The sequence below is a fragment of the Pedobacter paludisoli genome, from assembly GCF_052344095.1.
In the GTDB taxonomy this organism is placed as follows: Bacteria; Bacteroidota; Bacteroidia; order Sphingobacteriales; family Sphingobacteriaceae; genus Pedobacter.
Map to the genome: position 1 here is coordinate 806,881 of NZ_CP179926.1, position 17,586 is coordinate 824,466.

The window sequence follows — 17,586 nt, forward strand, 5'->3', positions numbered from 1 at the left end:
AATGGCTTGGTTTAAAACGTACAAAAAAACAGGAGAACGGTACGTTGTTTTTTATATATCTTTACAACTCAATTTTTGATATGGTAGATTTCAATCGTTTTACATTAGCGAACGGATTAAAGGTGTTGGTTCATGAAGACCCGACGAGTCCGATGGCTGTTTTAAATATTTTATATGATGTTGGTGCCCGCGATGAAGACCCTGAAAAAACAGGTTTCGCGCATTTATTTGAGCATTTAATGTTTGGTGGTTCGGTAAATATTCCAGTTTATGATGAACCTTTACAGCGTGTAGGAGGCGAGAATAATGCCTTTACCAGCAACGATATTACCAATTATTACATCACGCTTCCGGCAGAAAACATTGAAACTGCTTTTTGGTTGGAAAGCGACCGGATGTTGAGCTTAGCTTTTTCTGAGAAGAGCTTGGAAACCCAACGAAATGTGGTGTGCGAAGAGTTTAAACAACGCTACTTAAATCAGCCATATGGCGATGTTTGGTTGAAATTACGCCCCTTGGCGTATAAAAAACACGCCTATCGGTGGGCAACCATTGGCAAGGAATTGGCGCACATTGAAGAGGCAACCATGGCCGATGTGAAAGCCTTTTTTAAGAAACATTACAATCCGCAAAATGCCATTTTGGTTGTGGGTGGCGATGTGAAAACAGAAGACGTTAAACGTTTGGCTGAAAAATGGTTTGGCTCGATTCCGGCAGGTGATAAATATGTGCGTTCTTTGGTGCAAGAAGAACCTCAAACGGAAGCGAGAAAAGAAACAGTGAAAGCAAATGTACCTTTAAATGCTATTTACATGGCTTTTAAAATGCCTGGACGTTTGGATGCGGATTATTACGGATACGATTTACTATCGGATGTTTTATCGCGTGGACAATCGTCGCGTTTATACATAAGCTTGTTAAAAGAACAAAAATTGTTTAGTGATATAAATGCTTATATTTCAAGTAGTTTAGATCCTGGGTTGTTGATCATTGAAGGTAAATTAGTGGAAGGGGTAACGATTGAAGCCGCTGAGAAAGCCATCTGGGTAGAATTGGATAAATTGAAAAATGCGTTAATTTCGGAAATGGAGTTAACCAAATTGAAAAACAAGGTAGAATCTGTATTGGTGTTTTCTGAAATGGGTTTGCTGGACAAAGCCATGAATTTGGCCTACTACGAATTATTGGGTGATGCCAATTTGTTGAATAAGGAAACTGAGGAGTTTTTGAAAGTTTCTGCAGACGACATTCAGCGATTAGCGAACCTTACTTTTAACGAAGAAAATTCATCTACTTTATATTACTTAACTGAAGAACATGCTTAACAGACAACAAGCGCCTGATTTTAAGCAGGTATCTACCATAAATTTTATTCAACCCAAAGCAAGCACCCTGGATAATGGTGTGCCGGTGTATTCGATTTATTCGGGAGAACAAGATTTAGTTCGTATTGAATTTATTTTTGATAACGTGGGTTTCTCCATCGAAAAACCTTTACAGGCAATTGCTGTAAGTTCGATGCTGAACAACGGCACTGAACAACGCTCGGCAAAGGAAATTGCCGAACAAATTGATTTTTATGGTGCTTTTTTTCAGACGGAGTATGCGCAAGACCAATCATCGGTAACGCTTTATACTTTGAATAAGCATTTGGCATCGGTTTTACCCATTGTAAAGGATGTCATTTCGAACAGCCAATTTCCGCAATCCGAATTGGATATTTATGTGCAGAATCAAAAGCAAAAACTGCAGGTTAATTTAAAAAAGAACGACATTCTTTCGCGTAAAGAATTTGCACATGCTGTTTTTGGCGATACTGCATACGGTATGAATATTCAGGCTCACCATTACGATGCTTTAAAGCGAAGTGATTTAATAGACTATTTTAAAACTGCTTATGCGCCAAACAATTGTACCATTGTGGTTTCAGGTAAATTCGATACCTCAGGTTTTGCCTTATTGAATCAAGAGTTTGGCCACAATTGGGAAAAAAGTAACGCGGTTAAGAATGTTTTTAGTTTTGAGAAATCGACTAAGAAAAATATTTACATCGAACGTCCGGAGGCACTGCAATCGGCTATTCGTTTGGGTAAATTGGCGATTAATCGTCAACACGAAGATTTCCCGGGTTTGCAAATCCTGAATTGCGTTTTAGGTGGCTATTTTGGTTCGCGTTTAATGGCAAATATTCGTGAGGATAAAGGATATACCTATGGCATTGGTTCAGGTATTTCTTCTTTGCATCATGCTGGATATCTTTTTATAGCTACAGAAGTAGGAGCAAAGGTATGCAACGATGCCCTTAACGAAATTTATAAAGAGATTGATTTATTGAGAACCGAATTAATTCCAGAAGAAGAGTTGGAATTGGTGCGAAACTACATGCTAGGTTCCTTGCTAGGCAGCTTAGAAAATGTGTTTTCGCATGCTGATAAATTTAAGAACATCCATTTCGCAGGCTTAACGTACGAATATTACGAGAAATACATTCAACGTGTGAAAGATATAACCGCAGAAGAGTTAAAAGATTTAGCGAATAAATATTTAAACGCAGACGATTTTATTGAAGTAATTGTAGGAAAGAAAGATTAAGCCTATCTGATAAAAAAAATGAGCGTATACGTTTCTATCGGTATACGCTCATTTTTTTATCCCTTTATCTGTATTGACATAAATAAGCCGTAGGCTCCGTAGCTTTCACTTTAAAAGAAGCATTGGCTTCCACTTCGAAATGGGTACCTGCTTTAAAAGATTTCCACTCGGTTTCATTTGGCAAAAGGGCCAGTAGCTCACCTTCCATTACAAGCATAATTTCTTTTTGCGCAGTTCCGAATGTATATTCACCGGGTTGAATAACGCCCACAGTTGATTTTCCTTGCGCATTTACATAACCTAAGGATTTAACGTTTCCTTCAAAATATTGATTTTCTGTAATCATGTTTATTGGTTTAACTTTTATCGGTTTTACTAAGGACGGCTTTTTGCTTATCGGATGTGTAAACTTTTTTCATGAAATCAACATACTCCTTATATTTTTCTGGAGGATATTGTTTTTTATTCATCCTTAAGCTACGAATATACGTGATAGAATTATCTTTTAATACTGCTTTAGCTGAATAAGTGCCAAATTCAGAGTTGATTACACAGTCTTTCGGTGTGAATTCTACTGCAAAACCTTTTGGCAAAGTATAATAAATTTCATCTTCATCTAAATAGCTAAACGAAATAGAAAAATTGGTTTTTCTTTCTTCAACGGCTAACGGAACACTTTCCATCCGATTGGTTTGATTCAGTAATAAAAAATACTTTTCACCACCTTTACTAAAAAGTTGCTTGCTGCTAAAGTTAAGCTCTTCCGTCATTTTTGGTACTGTCTTATCCGCCTGCGTCAAATGGTATGTAAGCAGCTCTGCTCCCGGAATATTGTTTCGTTCCAAAATGGCTTTACGTTGCTCGGTAGGTTCTTCTAATAAAAGACGAAAGTTGTTTTCGAACTGGGCAAAGGCGTAATCGGTTTTTATTTGGATAGCGGCATTTCCATCCTCCGTAAAGTCGATAGTTGCTTTGCGCAATTGAGCATTATCTTTGGCCGAGTAAACGGGCGTATGAACAACTTTTCCGCCATCCTTTGTAATCATTAACACATCTCTGTCAGCACTTCCGTCTCCAATAAATCCCATTGGGCTATGCTGACTGGTACATTCTAAAAAAGTGGTATCTTTTTCAAAAGGAACGGCTAAAATCATGTGGTTGGCCTGCCCAATGCTCGAAAAATTGCGGTTCAAACTTGGCATATCGTTTCCAATAACAATGAGGTTTGAAGGAATATCAGCCGCATTTAACAATGCTTTCATGTAATTAGATAGACCTTTACAATCCCCATAATTTACCAGCGCTACTTTTTCGGCAACAATTGGTCTGAATCCTCCAATCCCCAATTGAACACTCACATACCGGGTGTTTTCTTGCAGGTATTTATACAGGATAGCCATTTTTTCTTTAGGTGTTTTGGCATCTTTTGTGAGATTTTGAACCTGGGCTTTAGTGGTCTCGGGTAAAATTTGACCATTAAGATTTAAATCATAAATCCACGACCCAAAATTCTTCCAATCGGTAAAATTACCCGTTGAGTGATCAAAATTGATGACGTTTGGCGCTACCTTAACCCATCTAGCCAGATTATCGTACCCTGTGCTCATGGGTTCTCGTACTAAAGCAGGAATATTTGTGCTAGTCCATTGATACACTATTTTACTACCCTGACTGCTCGAATCTGTATAGAGGTTCTTACTGGTTAAAATTCTAAGTGCATAATCTTTGTTCTTGAGGATAGCATAACTTGATTTTTCTACAGAAACATGATAACCCTTTATATCTTTCCAAGAAGGAATAGATAAAAAGCCTTTAAAATCTTGTGTAAAACTGTATTCAATGGTATATGGGTAGGCTATGTGGGTGAATTTTATTTTTTTGATGCGTTGGTCATCATAAATATTCATGCTGCTAAGCAATGCTTCATCTTTGATGTCTGCTGATTTATATTCTTTTATTTGCCTTCCAAGCGGATCATACATCGTGGCTTTTATATTGCTAATAGAAGAAAAGTTGTCATACGATTCGTAAAAGTCATTAAAACCTTCACCTGCTTCGTTTAAAATAGTAAAGGCAATTTTATAGTTATACTGCGCCGAGTTAACAGACTTTATGTCGAAAACCTGTACTTCATTCCGTACCACAACAGAAGCATTCTGTAAGAGCTCAGGAGGGATTCTAGCGACACTATATGGATCTTGTCCATGTACTTTACCGAAAAATATACTTATAAATAGGATACTTAAAAAATATTTCATTACGCTTTCTTTTTAAATACGATTGCTTCTCCTTGTTTCTCAACAATTAATTTGAATAGTTCTTTTAAGTGGAAATATTCTTCAGTAGTGTAAAGAGATTGATTAATATCGATTACGCTTTTAACCATTATCGAATTACCCTCATTGGCATAACTAATTGTGAATGACCCTTTTTTATCCGGTAAAGTAAACATTTGGCTTTTAGGAAGCTTGTCTATCTCATAATCTTGCGGATACATTAAGATGATGCGGTAATTTTCTTTAAATGGGTAAGCAAAATCTACCGGAAAGTTCCGTTCCTCTAGTTTAAATAAGTTTTCCTTCGTTCTTTCATATAGCAGTGGCATGAGGTAAACCAAATTTCCGGCTTCCTCAACATTATCTTCGATTACTGCATCCATAGATTCGGTTAGCAGTTCACCAGGTTCTTCAAGCGCCTTAATTTTATAGTTATTTACGTTTAAACCAGCTTTATCCCTTTTAAAACTTTTTAGGAATTCTTCTTGCGAAGTTTTTTTGTATCTGTTACGTAAACTCAAAGCGGAATAACCTTTCGAGTATTGCGTTATGGTTCCTGTTAGTTTATTTTCTTTGTCTAAATTAAAATTATACACAAAACTTTTCTCCGATTTTATGATTGGCTCTATGGAAATCCATTTCCCTTGTGTAAGCGCAAAATTGGCGCAAAACCCATAGTGACTAAGGTTTTCATAATTAATCAATCCAAATTCTAAATACGGGTCTGTAGCATCTAAAAAGTACGCTTCTGCTCCAATTTGAACAACTCCTATCACATTGTTAAAACCAGAAATATGCGGATATCCAGGATGCTCGCCGTTTTCTCGGGTACTCAATAAAACCGGATATACATTGATATGCGCTTGTTTAAGTAAACTTATCATCGCCAAATTAATATCAGCTGAATTTCCAGTCTTTTTTTCAAATATAGTTTTGGGATTAAATTCTGTAGCGTATTTGGAATATTTTTCATTCCAATGAATATGACTTTTAACATAATTATGAATAAGCTTACAAATGGTAAGTGTATCCTTTTCGTCTTTTAAAAGTCCTGATAAAATATCTTTTGCGTATCCGCTTTTGTTCATATAGACGCCAAAATTATCATCCTGTTCAAGCTCAGTTAACACTTTTGACCAATTTCCGTAATAGTCTTTATATCCATCATTGGGATAATTGGTCGCATTTAACTCAAAATTTACCGAAGGAGTATAATCATCCATGGTCGTAATGTAGGGTTCAGTTTTTTGTGCAGGCACATTTTCCATTACAAAGGTTCGATGATTCGCAACGGATTGTACACCCGGAAGGTAGGTTTGATTTACAGTCTCATTTACCGTTACTTTTGGCTGGAAGTATTTATTTAAAACAACCTTATAAATCAGGTATTGAGGTAAAAAAACTTCATATTGTGAATATTGCGTAGGGACGTCTGCTTGAAATTTCCATCCTCGAAGATTAAATGTAAAATCAGACTTAATTTTGTATTTAAATTCAATCACAGAGCCCTCTTTTACATTTGGAAGCGCGTATTTTTTGACTTCATAATTTTTGTCAAATTTCTCAGAAAATTTGGCATCGCTTAATAGTTTGCTTGTGGTTATTTTTCCTCCATCCAAGTTGTAGGTGGCGGCATCCATGTAAGATATGGTTTCCTTGCCACTACCATTTTTATATAAAGGTATTTCTCTATTTGCTAAGTCTAAGCCTTTTTTATTGAGTATTTTATACCTAACGTGATGTTCAAACACATAGGCAAATCCAGTTGTTGTGTATTCGAAATAGCATTTTCCAACATCGAATATTTTTACAGCCGATGCTGCTGAATCTATGCCTGTTGCTTTGGTTTCGAAATCTGAAGGAAGTATTTTGCCGAATTTAAATTCGCGTTTAATAGGGGCTGGCTGTTGGCCATAGCTATTCCCCGATACTATGCATAGCAATAGTATCAGAAAATGGAGAGCTGTTTTCTGCATGTAAAGTTAATTTGGATGATTTAGCGCGCAAGATAGGAAGAAAGTTATTTTTTCAAAAAAATATTTTGAGGATTAAAACAAGCAGAACTCTGGTCGAAAGGATTTGTCAGCCGATATTAAAATTTCATTGATTTTGTCGCTTTACTTTTATTTTCCTGGTTTTTTTGTATCTTTGCCTGGCAAATAATAAATCGTAATTTATTTGCTATGCAACTCGACTCCACAAAATTTATTGCCACAGGTTTAACCTACGATGACGTACTTTTAGTACCGGCGTATTCAGAAATTTTACCGCGCGATGTTAACACATCCACTTTTTTAACAAAAAAAATTAGGTTAAATGTTCCTTTAATTTCTGCTGCAATGGATACAGTAACAGAAGCAGAACTGGCTATTGCAATTGCGCAAAATGGCGGTATTGGAATGTTACACAAAAACATGTCTATTGAAAGACAGGCGAACGAAGTTCGTAAAGTAAAGCGTTCTGAAAGTGGCATGATTCAAGATCCAGTAACGTTATTGGAAACTGCGGTAGTGGCTGATGCTTTCAAAATCATGAAAGAGAACAAAATAGGGGGTATTCCGGTTGTTAGCAGCGATAATAAATTAGTAGGTATCATTACCAATCGCGATTTACGTTTCCAAAAGAACATGAAGAGACCGATTGTAGAAGTAATGACTAAAGAAAATTTAATTGTTGCTCCTGAAGGAACTACCTTGGTTCAAGCAGAAGAAATTCTTCAAAATCATAAAATAGAAAAGTTGCCGGTTGTTAGCAAAGATGGCTTTTTAAGCGGTTTAATTACGTTTAAAGATATATCGAAAGTTAAAAACTATCCGATTGCTTGTAAAGATGAGAAAGGTCGTTTACGCGTAGGTGCTGCAGTGGGCGTAACAGCCGATACATTACAACGTGTAGATGCTTTGGTGAATGCTGGTGTAGATGTGATTACCATTGATACCGCACACGGTCATTCTAAAGGAGTTGTAGATAAATTAAAAGAAGTAAAAGCAAAATACCCTGATTTACAGGTTATTGTTGGGAATATTGCAACCGGTGAAGCTGCTAAGTATTTAGCAGAGGCTGGTGCTGACGCAGTTAAAGTGGGTATTGGTCCAGGTTCAATTTGTACCACACGTATCATTGCAGGTGTAGGAGTTCCTCAGTTATACGCGGTTTTTGAATGTGCGAAAGCTTTACGTGGAACAGGCGTACCCGTTATTGCCGATGGTGGTATAAAGCACACGGGTGATATTGCGAAAGCTATTGCGTCGGGTGCGAGTACTGTAATGGCAGGCTCTTTATTTGCAGGTGTGGAAGAATCACCAGGTGAAACCATTATTTACGAAGGACGTAAGTTTAAATCGTATCGCGGAATGGGTTCAATCGAAGCAATGGAGCAAGGTTCGAAAGATCGTTATTTCCAAGATGTGGAAGACGATATTAAAAAATTAGTTCCAGAAGGGATTGTAGGGCGTGTACCATTTAAAGGTACTTTAGCCGAAGTAATGTACCAATACATTGGTGGTTTACGTGCCAGTATGGGCTACTGCGGTGCAAAAGACATCGAAACTTTACAACAAGCACAATTTGTGCAAATTACGGCTGCTGGTATGCGCGAGAGTCATCCACATGATATCACCATTACTAAAGAAGCACCAAATTATACACGCTAATGTAAACCGAACGGTTTTTTAAGTAATCTAAAGTAGAAGGGCGTCTCATAAGCAATTATGAGACGCTTTTTTTATGCGTATGAATGTATAAAGAGCGATAGGGATACTTCATCTGCCAAGTTTCAGAAAACTCCTGTAGGTTGACGGATGCTCGATAGGGATTAAAAAGTTCGACTCCCGACTATTTCTGTAAGAATGCTTATTTCTTCCATACTGAGGCAAGATACGCAAATGCCCAAGCACGAATACTTTATTATTTAAAGCAAAAAATTTGTTAGAAGATATTTTTTAATATATTTGTCTAGTAAATCTATAGACTTTATATAATTAAATTATGAAATCAACCAAAAATCACTTTTTACAGTGTTGTAGCGCGTCTTTTAATGCAAAAGCATTTCCAGTCAAAACGCGAAGAAATTAACCCAATTAAAAAAATCATCCATCTAAATCATGAAAATATTAAACCATGCGGTAAAATTTACTTTACTATTTATCCTTTTTGTCAGTCCACTTTTGCTTTCAGCACAGGGAAATAATCTAATTGAAATTTCTGGTCAAATAATAGACCAGGAAAGCAAGGAACCTTTACCTGGCGTTACTATTTTAGTAAAAGGATCGGTAGGTGGTACATCTACCGATCAACAAGGACGTTTCACATTGCGTACAAAGGCAAAGTATCCTTTTAAAATTTCCGTTTCATCGGTAGGCTTTCAGACGCAGGAATTTGATGTAACTGGTCCCAATACGCCTTTAAATATTGCCTTGGTAACACAAACGGTGCTAACAGGAGAAGTGGTGGTCACCGCATCGCGTGTGCCTGAAAGCATTTTAAAGTCGCCTGTGGCGATTGAAAAATTGGATATACGCTCTATCCGCGAATCGCCAGCCCCCAGTTTTTACGATGCGTTGGAAAACGTGAAAGGCGTACAAATGACTACTTCCAGTTTAACTTTTAAAATTCCCAATACACGGGGATTTAACATTCCGAGCAATTATCGTTTTATGCAAATGGTGGATGGGGTGGACATGCAAGCCGCAACCTTAGGCGTTCCGCTGGGTAACGCAGTGGGTCCGACGGAACTGGATATTCAAAGCGTTGAGATTACCCCCGGCGCGGCATCAGCCCTGTATGGCATGAACGCCATCAATGGTATGTCCAATTTGATTACCAGAAGTCCTTTTCAGTATCAGGGATTAGGCTTGTATGTTAAAACGGGGATTAATCACCTAGGAGGTACGGGGCGAGATTTAAGCAATTTGACCGAAACAGCCTTTCGGTATGCCAAAGCTTTTAACGATAAATTTGCGTTTAAAGTTAACTTCAGCTATTTGCAAGGTACCGATTGGTTGTCAGATACTCGTTTAGACCAAAATCCGAATAATTTGAAGTCGGCAAACCCGAGTTTTCCGGCGCTTAACGGCGCAAATAACGTAGCCTACGATGCCTGGAATAAATACGGTGACGATGTGTTATCGGGGAGTAATACCGTTTCGATTAGTGGTTTAAATATTAACGGGCAGGGGAATCAAACCTTAAATGTGGCTCGTACGGGATATTATGAAAAAGATTTGGTGAGCCCGAATGTGGATAACATTAAGTTTGATGCGGCGCTGCATTACCGATTTAACGAGCATGTAGAATTATCGTACGCATATCGTGTGGGTAAAATGGATGGTGTTTTTCAACGTGGAAACAAAATTCAGTTGGATAATGTGGTGGTACAAAATCATAAAGTAGAAGTAAAAGGAAGTAATTTTACAGTACGAGCCTATGCTTCTTTGGAAGATTCGGGTGATTCGTACAATGTGAAACCATTAGCCGATAATTTAGACTTATATGGCGATGGAACTGGAACGAATGCAGGTAGTGCTTGGGGAACAAAATTTAAGAATGCTTTAAATGCCTATGCGGGATTAAATGGTGGAAGTTTGACTGATGCTAACTTGGCAGCGGCAACGGCTTATGCACGGGGTGTGGCAGATGCAGGGAGAGTATTACCGGGAACGCAAGCTTTTGAAGAGCTAAAACAGAAAATTATTACCACCAATAATTGGGATATTAAATCGGCTCAAATTCCTGATGCACCTGCAACGGGAGGGGCGGCTTTGGTTCAAAAAAGTAATATGTACCATGCAGAAGGAACCTGGGATCTATCAAAAGCGGTTAAGTATTTTGGTTTATTGATTGGGGGGGATGCCCGCTTGTACGAAATTATTCCGGATGGAAATAGTTTTGTTGACTTTAGTCGACCGATTGCTGATAGAGGGAAGCCTTTAGCCGATGGCACTTTCGGTGAAAAAATCCATTATAAAAAAGTAGGTGCATTTGCGCAAGCAACTAAAACTTTGTTTGAGGAGAAGTTGAAGATTTTTGCCTCGCTCCGCTGGGATTACAATCCGGAATTTAAACCAAAATTTACGCCACGTATTGCAGGTGTATATTCGCCAGACCAGCACAATAATTTTCGGGTTACATACCAAACGGGATACCGTTTTCCGGGTATTTTCGAGGCTTTGTCTTATGTAAACAACGGTCGTGTTAAACGGGTAGGAAGCTTGTCGTACATTAACGAAGGTTTAGGTTATTTAGAGAACAGTTATACGCGTTCATCGGGGGTAGCTTTTAATGCAGCTGTTAATGCCGCGGTGGCTGCTGGTGCGAACCGAAATGATGCTGCTTTGGCGAACAGAAATTTATTGGTAGTGGCAAATTTACCTGTTGCGGTTCCGGAAAAGATTAATTCGTTTGAGATTGGATATAAAGGAATTTTAGCCGAAAATAAGGTAGTATTGGATATCGATGCGTATACGAATACCTATACTGGATTTCTAGGTCAGGTGCAGGTGGATGTTCCTAAAAATGCGACTGTGGGTTCGGATGCGGCGATAATTGCCATGCTGGATGCGAATCGTGATTCGAGCCAGGATCGTTACCGAGTGTACACGAATGCGAAAAACACCTATCAAAACTATGGCGCGGCTTTGGGCTTTACCTATAATTTTTATCAAAAGTTTACTTTTTCGGGAAACACGAGCTACAATAAAATGAAATCGAACGATACGGAGGATGTATTTGTAACAGGTTTTAACACGCCTGAATGGTCGACCAATGTATCGTTTGGTAACCGCGAAATTCTACCGAATTTTGGTTTTAACGTGGTGTGGAAATGGCAAAAGGAATTTAAGTGGGAAAGTCCTTTGGTAACAGCCACGGTTCCAGCCTTTAATACCTTTGATGCGCAAGTGAGTTATAAAATTCCAAAATCAACTGCTTTTGTGAAAGTGGGCGGGACCAATATTTTTAACAACAACTACATTCAGTATGCGGGCGGACCGACTTTGGGTGCCTTGTTTTATGCCTCGATTACTTTTGAAGGATTGTTGCTTAAATAAGGCTGGAAAGCGATGCAAGATTTATGCAGTTTCCAGCTTTACATGATTCTCTTAGTTTTTTCTTTTTCTTGGTTGAAATGATTGGTTAGGGAAGTTTTGGCTCCGATGATGCAGTGGATTGTGTTGCTAAACCCGATGTGAGTGGATGCCCGCCCGCATTTTAGCGGGAGGCAGGAACGGCAGCGGGACGGGTGTTTCAGAACGGTACCGAACCTTTCATTTTCAAAAAAAAACGGCTTGCTTTTGTGCAGGCCGTTTGCGTATTATGCTTTTGCGTTCTTTTCAGCTTCGTGTAATTCGCGCTGCATGATTTTGGCAATTTTTGTGCTTCCATCGTGACTCCAACCGGGTGGGTTGAAGATGTATTTTAGTTTATCTGTAAAGGTGGGCGCCTTTTTTACATCGTTTTTTAGGGCGATAAATTCGTGAAAAATGATGTTAAACGCGCCGGTATCTTCAGGCTGGGTGGTTAAACCATATTTGATGGTATCCTCAGGTAATTCTTCTTGAAAAGTACCAAACCAACGATCCCATAAAATGAGAACCATCCCCATGTTTTTATCTAAATAGCGGACGTTGCTAGCATGGTGCACGCGGTGATGTGAAGGCGTAACGAATATATACTCGAACCAAGGATGCAGTTTGCCGATGCTACGGGTATGTACCAAATTACCGTAAATTTGGGTTACGAGGTACGCAAATAAGATATCCATTGCTGAAAAACCCATGAAGGCCAAAGGCAGATAGAAAAACACGCGGTACAAGGGCTCAAATACGGTTGAACGGAAGCCTGTTGTTAGATTAAAATGTTCTGATGAGTGGTGCGTAACGTGCATAGCCCAGAAAAAACGAACGTAATGGCCAACCGTGTGCAGAAACCAGTATAAAAAATCTTGCGCAAGAATGAGTACAATCCAATACACCCAAATATTTTGAATTTGAAAGAGTCGGAATTGATAGCAATAATCGAGTAAGAAGAACGTAGCCGTTTTCATTGCTAAATTAATGACTACAGCGGTGGTCATGAGGTAAATGTTCGTCCAAGTATCGCGCTTTGTATAATGGTTTTTGTCGTGCTTATAGCTGAAATACATTTCAACGAGGGTAAGCACGATAACAAAACCGAAAAGTGCTCCAACAGAAAAATCGCTGCTAGAAAAGGTATTCATTTTATTTAATGTTTTTAAATTTTTATTGCTCGGTTGATAGCAGATTTGTCAGGTGCTTTTTAACCGATGGTTTTTATAGTGAATTATAATAGTTTAAACTGTTTTCAATATCGTCATTGCTTACACGACAGTTAAAGCCGCATTTGCCCGTGCTTTCCAATAGGGAGAACAGGATATGGCCATCTTCATTCTTTTTATCGCTTTGCATCAGTTCAAAAAGAGTAGCATGGCTTTCGGGGCTGATGTGGTACTTTGGATAAAGCGATAAGATGTACTGGCTAATGTCGGCAAGTTCTTCTTCGGTTAAGGTGTTGTTGTTAACGGATAAGTATGCTTCTGTGATAAAACCAATGGCAATGGCTTCACCATGAGTTAGTGGGTTTTCGTCGTTTGCTAAGGAGTAACTTTCAACCGCATGACCAATGGTATGCCCGTAATTTAAAATTTTGCGTAGATTTTTTTCGTGTGGGTCGGCTGTAACTACCTCGTTTTTTATTTCTACCGAACGATAAATATCTTCGGCCGATGGACTTAAATAATTGCTGGCTTTAAGTTTTTCGTAATAAGCTTTATCGGCAATTAATCCGTGTTTAATCATTTCGGCAAAACCGGACAATAGTTGACGTTGTGGTAATGTTTTTAAAAATTCGGTTTCAATAAAGACCATTTGCGGTAGGGTAAAGGTGCCTACCATGTTTTTAACAGTGTCTATGTCGATACCGGTTTTACCGCCTACCGAAGCATCTACTTGCGAGAGTAAAGTGGTTGGTACATTGATGAAATCGATTCCACGTTTGTAGGTGGATGCAATAAAACCACCCATATCCGTTATTACACCGCCACCTAAATTGATGAGTAAGCTTTTACGGTCTGCTTCGAAATCGAGTAGGGTTTTCCAAATGCCGATGCAGAAATCAATGTTTTTATTTTCTTCTCCTGAAGATGTTTCAATTAAATCAAAATCACTGAAATCATCTAAAAGTGATTGAAATACAGGAAGACAGATTTCGCTCGTTTGGTCATCAACTAGCACAAATATTTTGCTGTATGTATTGCTTTCGATGAGGGTTTTTAAAGCTTTTAATCCGCTTTCAAAATATAAGGTGTGGCCTGCGCTGGTTAGGGGTTTCATTAAATAACTTCGATTTGTTTGTTTTCAAAAGTGATGATATCGCCAACTCGTACTTTTAACCGCTTACGGTAATCAACCTCGCCATTGTATTTTACTAAGCCTTCCATTACGACCGCTTGGGCATCGCCGCCACTTCCCACTAATCCGGTTGCTTTTAATAACTGGATCAATGGAATAAATTCGCCTTCTAATTTGAATTGTATCATGTAGCTACAAAAATATAATTATTTTGAACGTTTTTGACTTTAAGATTCGATGCTTTTTATAATTTTGCAAACCCTTGACTAATTAAAAATTTTCATAAAATGGATTTATCCCCCAATACACAACCTAATTTTGATAATACTGAAGTCGCGTTTAGACACAAAACAAATGCGGAGCTAAAAAAAGCTTACTGGCTTTTTAAGATGATTGGAAGTAATTTTTTAACGAAAGTAGGTCCTCCAATTACCAATTTTTTCTTAAACATTGGTTTTCCTATTCAAGGAGCCATTAAAGCAACTATTTTTCAACAGTTTTGCGGAGGTGAAACAATAGCCGAGTGTAATGATGCCATAGCTTTGTTGCATAAAGGAAATGTAGGTACCATTTTAGATTATTCGGTTGAAGGGGAAGAAGAGGAACACGTTTTTGACGAAACCTGCGAGGAGATTATTCGCACTATTTTACGTGCCGATGGCGATGTGAGCATTCCGATTACCGTATTTAAAATTACCGGTATTGGGCGTTTTGCGTTGTTGCAGAAATTGGATGCAAAAGAGTCTTTGACCGAAACAGAAACATTCGAATTTGAGCGTGTTAAAATGCGTTGCGAAAAAATTTGTCGTACAGCTTACGAGAAAAAAGTGCCGATTATGATTGATGCTGAAGAAACTTGGATTCAGGAAACCATTGATGAATTAGCTTTGGATATGATGACCAAATTTAATCGTGAAGGCATTATTGTGTATAATACGTATCAAATGTATCGTCATGATAAGTTGGCAGATATGCAAGCAGATCACTTAATTGCAAAAGCAGCCGGATTTATTTTAGGTGTGAAAGTGGTGCGTGGTGCCTACATGGAGAAAGAACGTAAACGTGCTTTGGAAATGGGATATCCTTCGCCTATTCAGCCGGATAAAGTATCGTCGGATAGGGATTACAATGCTGCTTTGCACTATTGTGTGGAGTTTATTGATGAGATTGCTTTGGTTGCCGGTACCCATAACGAAGATAGTTGTCGTTTGCTGACTTACTTATTAACCGAGAAGAAAGTGCCGCACAACCATCCACATATTTATTTCTCTCAATTGCTGGGAATGAGCGATAATTTAAGTTTTAACTTGGCTGATAGCGATTATAATGTGGCAAAATATGTTCCATATGGCCCCATAAAAGCAGTAATGCCTTATTTGTTTAGAAGAGCACAAGAAAATACTTCTGTAGCAGGACAAACCGGAAGAGAATTGGGTTTGCTTGAACGGGAATTAAAACGTAGAAAACTGTAAGTAGACTAAAAATTTGTTCGGATGAGCGTGTTCTTTTTGGCGCGCAAGACTGAATTGGATACATAAAAAAACGGGAATTAAGCCATGCTTAATTCCCGTTTTTTTGCTAATTGTGCTTTTAGCTATTCAATTTTCAAATCTTCTGCTTTATTATTATTTTACTTTTCCAGAATAATTCTTTTCTCCTGCTTTTATTTCAATGGATAATTTGTTTTCTTTTGGTGGAATGGGACAATTATACGCATTGCTGTAGGCGCAGTAAGGGTTATAAGCCAAGTTGAAATCTACTTCAAGTGTGGAGTTTTTTATCGCCGATTTATCGAGGTCCAAGTAACGTCCTGCACCATAGGTTTCTGTGCCATTTGTTTCATCTGTAAATGGCAAAAATAAATGGTTTTTGTAGGTTGGATTTTTCGAAAGCATCACGCTCGCGTACAGATACAAAACAAAATCCTGTTGGTTTAAGGCAAATGTGAGTTTCGCATAGCGGATATAATCGCTAGAAGTACCTCCGTGTGCCAACATTTTAAAAGGACTCGGTTCGTTAAGTAGTTCGACTGTTGCCTGTACTTTAAGGGTACTATCTGCCGGATAGAAATTGAGGTTTGTTAAATCTTTTTTCTTAAGCGGGGAATTGGCATCTTTTAAAAAATCTTCCTTGTATTTTTGACGGTGTTTAGCCAATTGCGTTTCATACGATTGGGCATAGGTTGTTAGGCTAAACAGGGTACATAAAATAAGTAAATACTTCAATAGAGCCATTATAATTGCGTTGCTTTGTTACGTAAAAATTGGTCGGCTAAAACCAACGCTGCCATGGCTTCTACAATCACCACCGCTCGCGGAACCACACATGGGTCGTGGCGACCTTTTCCTTTAATTTCGGCTGCTTCACCTGCTGCATTGATGGTTGCTTGGTTATGCATAATGGTTGCCACGGGTTTAAAGGCTACTTTAAAGGTGATGTCCATTCCATTAGAAATGCCACCTAAAATACCGCCTGCATGGTTGGTAATCGTTTTGAAAACCTTTGCATCGGCCTCTTTTGGCTGAGGAATATCGTTGTGTTGGGAGCCTAGCAGCTCACTTCCGGCGAATCCAGAACCATATTCAAAACCGTGCACCGCATTGATGCTTAACATGGCTTTGCCGAGGTCGGCGTGCAGTTTATCGAATACGGGTTCACCTAAGCCAGCAGGACATCCTTTAATTACGCAACTGATTTTTCCACCAACTGTATCGCCATTCTTGCGAATGTTATCGATATATTCAATCATTTCGTTTGCAGTAGCGGGGTCGGCACAGCGTGCAATGTTAGCTTCGCGAATTTCCAATAGCTCGGATAAGTTAGTGCTTTCTAGATTGGGGGCATCTATTTTTCCAACCGAGGTTACATGGGCAAAAATTTCGATGCCGTGGTGCTTTAAAAAGAGCTTCGCAATGGCACCTGCTGCTACACGGGCAGCGGTTTCCCTTGCCGATGAACGTCCGCCACCTCTGTGATCTCGAATGCCATACTTGGCATCATACACATAATCGGCATGACTTGGGCGATACACATCGATGTTATGACCGTAATCTTTTGAACGTTGGTCTTCATTTGGAATGAGTAGAGCAATGGGTGTTCCCGTGCTTTTACCCTCGAAAACGCCTGATAGAATTTGAACAGTATCGCTTTCCTTTCGTTGGGTGGTAATTTTTGATTGTCCTGGGCGGCGTTTGTCTAGTTCCGATTGGATAAATTCCATATCAATAGGCAATTGAGCCGGACAGCCGTCTACAATTGCACCAATTGCTACACCATGCGATTCGCCAAACGTGGTTATTTTAAAAAGTTCTCCAAAAGAGTTTCCAGCCATTTAGTTTATATTTTTAGTAGAA

Annotated in this window: 13 protein-coding genes; 5 read left to right on the forward strand and 8 right to left on the reverse strand. The window is 38.7% G+C overall.

Features of this window, described 5'->3' with window-relative positions; genetic code table 11:
- Nucleotides 1-80 precede the first annotated feature (80 nt).
- Together ACJVDK_RS03225 and ACJVDK_RS03230 are read left to right on the forward strand one after the other, a co-directional pair.
- On the forward strand, nucleotides 81-1,325 hold the full coding sequence (locus tag ACJVDK_RS03225; protein WP_443938852.1) for a M16 family metallopeptidase: 1,245 nt from the start codon (nucleotides 81-83) through the stop codon (nucleotides 1,323-1,325).
- Nucleotides 1,318-2,592: a M16 family metallopeptidase gene (locus ACJVDK_RS03230; RefSeq protein WP_443938853.1), complete on the forward strand. Its 1,275-nt coding sequence runs from the start codon at nucleotides 1,318-1,320 to the stop codon at nucleotides 2,590-2,592. Before ACJVDK_RS03225 ends, ACJVDK_RS03230 begins: the two co-directional genes overlap by 8 nt.
- Nucleotides 2,593-2,656: 64 nt before the next feature.
- Here ACJVDK_RS03230 and ppnP read toward each other — a convergent pair whose 3' ends face one another.
- The 3 genes from ppnP to ACJVDK_RS03245 are packed head-to-tail and all read right to left on the reverse strand — an operon-like array spanning nucleotide 2,657 to nucleotide 6,844.
- The gene (ppnP, locus tag ACJVDK_RS03235) at nucleotides 2,657-2,938 is read right to left on the reverse strand and encodes a pyrimidine/purine nucleoside phosphorylase (RefSeq protein ID WP_443938854.1); all 282 of its coding nucleotides are present in this window, start codon (nucleotides 2,936-2,938) and stop codon (nucleotides 2,657-2,659) included.
- A 10-nt stretch (nucleotides 2,939-2,948) separates the two neighbouring features.
- Entirely contained in the window at nucleotides 2,949-4,850 is a 1,902-nt protein-coding gene (locus ACJVDK_RS03240) for a DUF3857 domain-containing protein (protein WP_443938855.1), read from the reverse strand.
- Nucleotides 4,850-6,844 (reverse strand): DUF3857 domain-containing protein, encoded by a 1,995-nt coding sequence (locus ACJVDK_RS03245; RefSeq protein WP_443938856.1) that lies wholly within the window; start codon nucleotides 6,842-6,844, stop codon nucleotides 4,850-4,852. The genes ACJVDK_RS03240 and ACJVDK_RS03245 overlap by 1 nt, the downstream gene beginning before the upstream one ends.
- Nucleotides 6,845-7,051: 207 nt before the next feature.
- On the opposite strand from ACJVDK_RS03245, the gene guaB reads away from it, so the two are divergent.
- Entirely contained in the window at nucleotides 7,052-8,521 is a 1,470-nt protein-coding gene (gene guaB / locus ACJVDK_RS03250; protein ID WP_443938857.1) for an IMP dehydrogenase, read from the forward strand.
- A 450-nt stretch (nucleotides 8,522-8,971) separates the two neighbouring features.
- Nucleotides 8,972-11,914, forward strand: coding sequence for a TonB-dependent receptor (locus tag ACJVDK_RS03255; RefSeq protein WP_443938858.1), 2,943 nt, complete (start codon nucleotides 8,972-8,974; stop codon nucleotides 11,912-11,914).
- A gap of 263 nt (nucleotides 11,915-12,177) precedes the next feature.
- Here the strand turns inward: ACJVDK_RS03255 and ACJVDK_RS03260 are convergent, their stop codons facing one another.
- From ACJVDK_RS03260 to ACJVDK_RS03270, 3 genes are all read right to left on the reverse strand, one after another.
- Nucleotides 12,178-13,083, reverse strand: coding sequence for a sterol desaturase family protein (locus tag ACJVDK_RS03260; RefSeq protein WP_443938859.1), 906 nt, complete (start codon nucleotides 13,081-13,083; stop codon nucleotides 12,178-12,180).
- Between the two features lie 73 nt (nucleotides 13,084-13,156).
- Nucleotides 13,157-14,215 (reverse strand): 3-dehydroquinate synthase, encoded by a 1,059-nt coding sequence (gene aroB / locus ACJVDK_RS03265; RefSeq protein WP_443938860.1) that lies wholly within the window; start codon nucleotides 14,213-14,215, stop codon nucleotides 13,157-13,159.
- Nucleotides 14,215-14,421: an RNA-binding S4 domain-containing protein gene (locus tag ACJVDK_RS03270; RefSeq protein WP_443938861.1), complete on the reverse strand. Its 207-nt coding sequence runs from the start codon at nucleotides 14,419-14,421 to the stop codon at nucleotides 14,215-14,217. The genes aroB and ACJVDK_RS03270 overlap by 1 nt, the downstream gene beginning before the upstream one ends.
- 99 nt (nucleotides 14,422-14,520) lie before the next feature.
- On the opposite strand from ACJVDK_RS03270, the gene ACJVDK_RS03275 reads away from it, so the two are divergent.
- A complete protein-coding gene (locus tag ACJVDK_RS03275) occupies nucleotides 14,521-15,705 on the forward strand; it encodes a proline dehydrogenase family protein (RefSeq protein ID WP_443938862.1) in 1,185 nt (394 codons plus the stop codon).
- 153 nt (nucleotides 15,706-15,858) lie between these two features.
- Here the strand turns inward: ACJVDK_RS03275 and ACJVDK_RS03280 are convergent, their stop codons facing one another.
- Together ACJVDK_RS03280 and aroC are read right to left on the reverse strand one after the other, a co-directional pair.
- Entirely contained in the window at nucleotides 15,859-16,467 is a 609-nt protein-coding gene (locus tag ACJVDK_RS03280) for a DUF1684 domain-containing protein (protein WP_443938863.1), read from the reverse strand.
- Nucleotides 16,467-17,564, reverse strand: coding sequence for a chorismate synthase (gene aroC, locus ACJVDK_RS03285; protein ID WP_443938864.1), 1,098 nt, complete (start codon nucleotides 17,562-17,564; stop codon nucleotides 16,467-16,469). Before aroC ends, ACJVDK_RS03280 begins: the two co-directional genes overlap by 1 nt.
- Nucleotides 17,565-17,586: the final 22 nt, after the last annotated feature.